Origin of the sequence: Thauera sp. 27 (assembly GCF_000310125.2) — a bacterium.
Classification (GTDB): Bacteria; Pseudomonadota; Gammaproteobacteria; order Burkholderiales; family Rhodocyclaceae; genus Thauera; species Thauera mechernichensis.
Genome location: NZ_AMXB01000026.1, coordinates 62078 through 69044 on the forward strand (window position 1 = coordinate 62078; position 6967 = coordinate 69044).

General features: G+C 66.1%; 7 protein-coding genes. 2 read left to right on the forward strand and 5 right to left on the reverse strand.

Annotated features, from left to right (window positions below; all coding sequences use genetic code 11):
• Position 1 precedes the first annotated feature (1 nt).
• On the reverse strand, positions 2 to 1981 hold the full coding sequence (locus B447_RS14415; protein ID WP_002929655.1) for a MacB family efflux pump subunit: 1980 nt from the start codon (positions 1979 to 1981) through the stop codon (positions 2 to 4).
• Positions 1978 to 3276: an efflux RND transporter periplasmic adaptor subunit gene (locus B447_RS14420; protein WP_002929656.1), complete on the reverse strand. Its 1299-nt coding sequence runs from the start codon at positions 3274 to 3276 to the stop codon at positions 1978 to 1980. The genes B447_RS14415 and B447_RS14420 overlap by 4 nt, the downstream gene beginning before the upstream one ends.
• Positions 3277 to 3571: 295 nt before the next feature.
• Here B447_RS14420 and B447_RS14425 point away from each other — a divergent pair, with 295 nt between their 5' ends.
• Entirely contained in the window at positions 3572 to 4570 is a 999-nt protein-coding gene (locus tag B447_RS14425) for a cytochrome-c peroxidase (RefSeq protein ID WP_002929657.1), read from the forward strand.
• Between the two features lie 178 nt (positions 4571 to 4748).
• Positions 4749 to 5165: a Fur family transcriptional regulator gene (locus B447_RS14430; protein WP_002941697.1), complete on the forward strand. Its 417-nt coding sequence runs from the start codon at positions 4749 to 4751 to the stop codon at positions 5163 to 5165.
• Positions 5166 to 5261: 96 nt separating this feature from the next.
• Here the strand turns inward: B447_RS14430 and B447_RS14435 are convergent, their stop codons facing one another.
• From B447_RS14435 to B447_RS14445, 3 genes are all read right to left on the reverse strand, one after another.
• Positions 5262 to 5678 (reverse strand): ExbD/TolR family protein, encoded by a 417-nt coding sequence (locus B447_RS14435; protein ID WP_002941700.1) that lies wholly within the window; start codon positions 5676 to 5678, stop codon positions 5262 to 5264.
• A complete protein-coding gene (locus B447_RS14440; protein WP_002929660.1) occupies positions 5678 to 6448 on the reverse strand; it encodes a MotA/TolQ/ExbB proton channel family protein in 771 nt (256 codons plus the stop codon). The genes B447_RS14435 and B447_RS14440 overlap by 1 nt, the downstream gene beginning before the upstream one ends.
• Position 6449: 1 nt before the next feature.
• Positions 6450 to 6967, reverse strand: a 518-nt coding sequence (locus tag B447_RS14445) for an energy transducer TonB (RefSeq protein ID WP_002941702.1), incomplete at its 5' end; no start/stop codon positions are given.

A 6967-nucleotide genomic window follows, 5' to 3' on the forward strand; every position in this document is an offset into this window, starting at 1 on the left:
TTCATTCGGAAGCGAGGGCGACGACCGGATCCAGGCGCGCTGCCTTGCGTGCAGGCAGGTAGCCGAAGATCAGGCCGGTCAGGAAGGCGCAGCTGAAGGCGAGTACGACCGGCGTCAACGAATATTGCACAGCGGTGCCGAAGCGCTCGATGATCGCCGCGCTGCCCAGGCCCACCGCTACGCCGATCAGCCCGCCGACGGCGGACACCACCAGCGCCTCGATCAGGAACTGCTGCAGGATGTTCTTCATGCGTGCGCCGGTGGCCATGCGGATGCCGATCTCGCGTGTGCGCTCGGTGACCGACACCAGCATGATGTTCATGACGCCGATGCCGCCCACCAGCAACGAAATCGCCGCCACCGTACCGAGCAGGATGGTGAGCGTGTTCTGCGTCTCGGACACGGTGTCGATCACCGAGGCCATGTTGCGGATCTGGAAGTCCTCGACGCCGTGCCGCGCGAGCAGCAGGGCGTGCACATCGGCCTGCGATTCGTCGATGCGCGAGACGTCCTCCACGGCGACGGTCACGTTGCGCAAGAAGCGCTGGCCTGTGATGCGCAGGCTGCCCGTGGTGTAGGGCACGAAGACGATGTCGTCCTGGTCCTGCCCCCATGGCGTGGCGCCCTTGGGCGACATCACGCCGACGACCTGGAAGGGGATGTTGTTGACCAGCACGAACTCGCCTACCGCGTCGCCCGCCGGGAACAAGGCATTGGCGACGGTCTGCCCGAGTACGGCCACGGTAGCGTAGCGGGCCTCGTCCTCGGCACTGAAGAAGGTGCCGCTGGCCGGTACCCAGGTGCGCGCGACCACGTAGTCGGCCGAGGTGCCGTTGACGCTGGTGCGGTGGTCGACGTTGCCGGCGCGGATGGTTATGGTACCGCCCTGCTCTGGGACCGAGGCAAGGATGTTGGGCAGTTCGGCGATCGCCTGCACGTCCTCGATCACCAGCGTCGCCGGGGCGTCGCGGCCGCGCGTGTTGGGCGCGCCGGGACGCACGGTGAGCAGATTGGTGCCCATCGCGCTGACCTGGTCGATCACCTTCTGTTTGGCGCCGTCGCCGATTGCCAGCATGGCGATCACCGAAGCCACGCCGATGACGATGCCGAGCAAGGTGAGGATGGCGCGGAACAGGTTGGCGCGCAGTGCGCGCAGCGCGGTGCGGGTGGCCTCGACGACGTCCGACAGCGGTGACGTGCGGTCCACATGGGGGGCGAAGTCGGGCTCCTCGCCCTGCGGCGGGCGCGGACCGGGGTCACCGACGATGCGTCCGTCGCGGATCTCGATGATGCGGCTCGCTTGCTCGGCGACCTCGCGCTCGTGGGTGATCAGGATGATGGTGTGGCCGGCGGCGGACAGCTCGCGCAGCAGCTTCATCACCTCGGCACCGCTCTTGCTGTCGAGGGCGCCGGTGGGCTCGTCGGCAAGTATGATGCGGCCGCCGTTCATCAGCGCGCGTGCAATCGACACGCGCTGCTGCTGGCCGCCGGAGAGCTGGCTGGGGCGGTGGTGGATGCGCTCGCCCAGGCCGAGGGTGGCGAGCAGCGACTCGGCACGGGCGTGGCGCTCCTCAGGCGGCATGCCCGAATACACCGCCGGCACCTCGACGTTGTCGCGCGCGCTGGCGCCGCCGATCAGGTTGTAGCTCTGGAACACGAAGCCGAAGGCCTCGCGGCGCAGGCGTGCGAGCGCGTCGCGGTCGAAGCCGGCGACGTCCTCGCCCATGAAGCGATAGGTGCCGCCACTGGGTCGATCGAGGCAGCCGAGGATGTTCATCAGCGTCGACTTGCCCGAGCCCGACGCGCCGACGATGGCGACGAACTCGCCGGGGAAGATCTCGAGGTCGATACCGTGCAGCACCTGCGTCTCGACCTCGCCGGTGACGAAGCTGCGCGTAACCCCAGAGAGTGCGATCAGCGGTGTCGTGGCGGTCGCGGGCAAGGGGGCCGACGCCGGCGGCGGGAGCTGTTCGACTTTCATAGCCGCGGCGTCATCGGCGGACGGTTGCCTGCGGCAGCGCCGCTCACGATGCCCGAGACCACGCGCTCGCCCTCTCGTACGCCGCTCAGCACCTGAGCCTGGACACGGTTGGTGACGCCGATCTCGACGCTGCGTTCTTCAAGCGTGCCGCGCTCGCCGACGACCCTCAGCGTACGCGTACCCGCCATGGAGGCCGAGTCGCGGCCGCCTGGTCGCCGCCCCTGGCCGTCAGCGCGGGCGTTGCCAGGCGTGGCGCCGGGTGCCGTCGACGTGCTTGCACTGCCGGGCTGCGGCGTGCGCACCGCGCCCTGCGAGAGCGCTGCCATCGGGATCAGCAGCGCATCCTTGGCCTGTGCAACGACGAAGAAGACCTGGGCGGTCATCTGCGTCATCAGTTTGCCGTCGGGGTTGGGCACGTCGAAGAGCGCGTTGTAGAGCACGACATTGTTGGTCACCGTCGGCGTTGGCTCGATCTTCTCCAGCCTTCCGTACCAGCGCTTGCCGGCGCCGCCCAAGGTAGTGAAGTAGGCCTCCATGCCGAGCTTGAGGCGACTGATGTCGGCCTCGGAGACCTGAGTCTGAACCGTCATCGTGCTCAGGTCGGCGATGCGCATCACGACCGGCGCCTGCTGGTTGGTATTGAGGGTCTGGCCCTGGCGTGCGGTGATCGAGACCACCGTTCCTGCCATCGGCGACAGGATGCGGGCGTACTGGAGGTTGGCTTCGTCCGCGCGCAGGGTGGATTCGATCTGTTCGATCTGCGCCCGCAAGGCCTCGAGCTGGGCCTCGGCCGATTTCGCCGAGGCCTCGGCGGTCTGCAGGTTTTCCTGGGTGCTCGCGTCTTCGGCCATCAATGCACGTTGTCGGCGCAGCTGGATGTGGGCGAGCGCGAGCTGAGCCTCGCGGTCCTTCAGCTGGGCGCGCAGGTTGCGCAACTGTGCGCGTGACGCATCGACCCGTGCGAGGTAGACCGTCGGGTCGATCTGAGCGAGAAGATCGCCCTCCTTGACCTCGCTGCCGACCTCGACGTGGATCCTCTCGAGCTGACCTGAAACCTGTGCCCCCACATCCACGTAGTCGCGCGGTTGCAGGGTCCCGGTGGCGGTGACCACGTCCTCGACCGTGCCGCGCTGGACGGTTGCGAGCTGGTATTGCGCGAGCGGATCGCGCTCGCCGAAAAGCTTTGGCCAGGCGAGCCATGCGCCGACGACAAGTGCTGCGGAGATCGTGAGCGCCGCCAGGACGGTACGGCGACCGGTTGTGCGGGGCTTGGGAAGAGCGTTGGAGTTCTGCATTGCGAGTCTTGGCAGTTGGCGACAGCGCACGGGAACGAGCGTGTCAGGACGTTTGCAGCATAACGGAGCGGCCACAGCGTCTTTGTATCGGATTGAAGCCCGTGCAGGCTGAACCGACCTATGGACGCCGACTTGGTTCATCGGAAGAAAGCTTGACTAAAGTCAAGATCGGGTGCGTCAGCCAGGCGTCTAATGGGCGCCAATATCTGGACGCCGTCTAAAAGACAACAAGCCCGATGGTTTGTTATCCCGGCTTCCAGCGAACGGTTCGAATGGCAAGTCAAGGAGAAGCAAGATGTTCAAGCTGAAGACGATGAGTGTGGCGGTGGCGATGATGGTTGCGGGCAGCGCATGGGCTGCAACGGTCCGTGATGAGCCGATCCAGCCGATCCAACCCGCCAAGGTCGAGAACCCCGCCAAGGTCGAACTGGGCAAGAAGCTGTGGTTCGAACCCCGCCTGTCGATGTCCGGCATCATCTCCTGCAATACCTGTCACAACCTGTCGCGCGGTGGTACCGACAACCTCAAGACCTCGATCGGCCATGGTTGGAAGGCAGGTCCGGTGAACTCGCCGACCGTTCTCAACTCCAGCCTTGCCATCGCCCAGTTCTGGGACGGTCGTGCCGCAAACCTGCAGGAGCAGGCTGGTGGCCCGATCCAGGCCGATGTCGAGATGAACATGCCGCATACGCTGGCGCTCGACGTGCTGCAGTCGATTCCGGGCTACGTTGCCGAGTTCAAGGGTGTGTTCGGCAAGGAACAGATCGACATGGACATGGTGACCAGTGCGATCGCGGCCTTCGAGGAGACCCTCGTCACGCCGAACTCGCGCTTCGACAAGTGGCTCAAGGGCGACGACAAGGCGCTCGACGCCAAGGAACTCGCCGGCTACACGCTGTTCAAGGAAAGCGGCTGCGTGGCTTGCCACAACGGCCCTGCTGCCGGTGGTACCTCGTTCCAGCGCATGGGCCTGGTCGAGCCGTACCAGTCGACTTCGCCGGCCGAAGGGCGTTCGGCAGTCACTGGGGTTGATGCGGACCGCTTCAACTTCAAGGTGCCGACGCTGCGCAACGTCGAAATGACCTACCCCTACTTCCATGACGGTGAAGCTGCCACGCTGGAGCAGGCGGTGGATATCATGGGCCGCCTGCAGCTCGGACGCACCTATAGTGACGACGAAATCGGCAAGATCGTCGCCTTCCTGAAGACGATGACCGGTGACCAGCCGCAACTCACCATGCCGATCCTGCCGCCGTCGAGCAACGCAACGCCGCGTCCGGATCCCTTCAAGTAAGCGTGGGAGAGGGCTCTGGCAGCCAGTGCTGTGTGACTGGCTGCCGATTGCTTCGCAGGCGTGCGTGCCGCAGGGTACGTACGCCTGTTGACGTTTACCCGGGAAGCCGTTCACGATTCCATCGTCAATGAATTTGCTGCATAGCACGCTTTTTTGCGCGCCATGCCCTGGATAGCCCATGAACGCATACACCACCGACGATGCCATCGCCTGCCTGCGCAAGGCTGGTGTCCCCGTCACCCAGCAGCGGATCGAGATTGCACGCGTGCTGTTTTCGGCACCGGTGCACATGTCGGCCGACCAGATATGGGCCACTGTCAAGGCCACTGCGCCCGATGTTTCGCGCGCCACGGTGTACAACACCTTGCGGCTGTTCACCGAGAAGCACCTCGTACGCGAATTGTTCGTTGATCCGCAGCGCATCGTGTACGACTCCACCACCACACCGCATTTTCACCTCTACAACATGGATACCGGCGAGGTGCGCGACCTCGCCGCCGACGAGATCGAGGTGATCGGCGCGCCGCGCCTGCCAGCTGGCGTGGAGCTGGAAGAGGTTGATGTCATCGTCAGGGTGCGCAACCGCAGCGTTTGAGCGCAACGCGGCCGCTTGCTTCAGAAAAACCGGGGGCGCTGCAGTAATGCAGCGCCCCCGGTTTCGTTGTGCGGGGCTGCTCGCCCCGCACGGTCCTCAATGCTCCGGCAGGGTCACGAAGCCCATTTTCTCGACGCCAGCGCTGCGCGCCTTCGACATCACGTCGGCGATCGACTCATAGCGCGTATTGCGGTCGGCACGCAGATGCAGTTCGGGCTGCGGAGTCTGCGCTGCTGTGGCAGCCAGACGCTCGGGCAGGGTGAACGGGTCGATCTCGTCGTTGTTCCAGAAGATGCGTCCTTCGCCATCGAGCGAAAGCGCCACGGTCTCGGGCTTCTGATCGGTCGGTGCGCTCGACGCCTGCGGCAGATCGATCTTGACCGAGTGCGTCAGCAAGGGCGCGGTGATCATGAACACGATCAGCAGCACGAGCATGACGTCGATGAGCGGGACCATGTTGATCTCGCTCTGCAGCGGACGGTTGTCCCCCTGGCTGAATCCGCCGAAGGCCATCATGCAGCTCCGTGGTTCGGTGCCGGGTTCAGGCTCGAGGCGCGTGAGGCCGCCTCGGGCTGGCCTTGGCGGGCGCTCACCGCGGCGATGCGCGAGCCGGTCGAGAAGGCGGCATGCAGGTCGTGGGCGAAGGCGTCGAGCTCGGACAGCTCCACCCGGTTCGCACGCGTGATGGCGTTATAGGCGAGCACTGCCGGGATCGCAACGAACAGGCCGAAGGCGGTCATGATGAGCGCTTCGCCGACCGGGCCGGCAACCTTGTCCAGGGTGGCCATGCCGGAGGCGCTGATGTTGACGAGTGCGTGGTAGATACCCCACACGGTGCCGAACAGGCCGATGAAGGGTGCGGTCGAGCCGATCGAGGCGAGCACCGTGAGCCCCGCCTCGAGCGCTGCTGTCGATAGTGCGATCGACTTGCGCAGCGCGCGCGTGATCACCTCGTCGGCATCGAGCGTGCCGCCCAGCGTCTCCTTGTGCGTATGGCGGCGGACGTGCTGGGCAGCTGCGGCGCCCTGTTCGGCGAGGGCCTCGAACGGGGAGCCCGGGGCCTGCTCGTTGAGGCGCTTGAGACCCGCTTCGAGATTGGGCGCGGCCCAGAACGCCTCGATCGCACCGCCGTGGCGGCGTGCGCGCATCTGGCGCAGTGCGCGGACCACGATCAGGTACCAGCTGGTGATCGACATCAGCAGCAGGATCAGGCCCACGGCGCGGATGATGAGGTCGGATTGCGCCCACAGGTGGGCGAGGCCGAAGGCCTGCGAACTGTCCATATCAGTTTCCTTTGAGTTTGAAGACGACGGGCACCAGGACCCAGGATTCGATCTTGCGGCCACCCTGGCGGGCAGGCTCGAAGGTCCATCGTGCAACCTGTTCGCGTGCGGCACGGTCGAGCCGGTCCGAGCCCGAACTGGTGCGGATCTCGACCTGGCTCGCCTTGCCATCCGGCTGCACCAGTACGCGCAGGGTTACCTGGCCTTCTTCGCGCAGGCGACGCGATGCCATCGGATAAGCCGGTGGCGGGTTGTTCAGGTAGGCGGCATCGAAGCGGGCGGCCGTCACCGGTGCTGCCGCCGCCGATGCGGCTGCGGGCGCTGCTGCCGGAGCGGGCGGTGGCGCCTGCGACTCGGCCACTGCGGCCTGTGCGGGCGCAGGCGGTGCCGGAGGCGCTTCTTCAGGTGCGCTGAGTGCGGTGGGTGACTCCGTGACCGTCTGCGGGGGCGGGCGCTTGACCACCGGCTTGGGCGGGGGCGGCTTCTTGACCACGGGCGGGGGGGGGTTCGGGTTGCGGG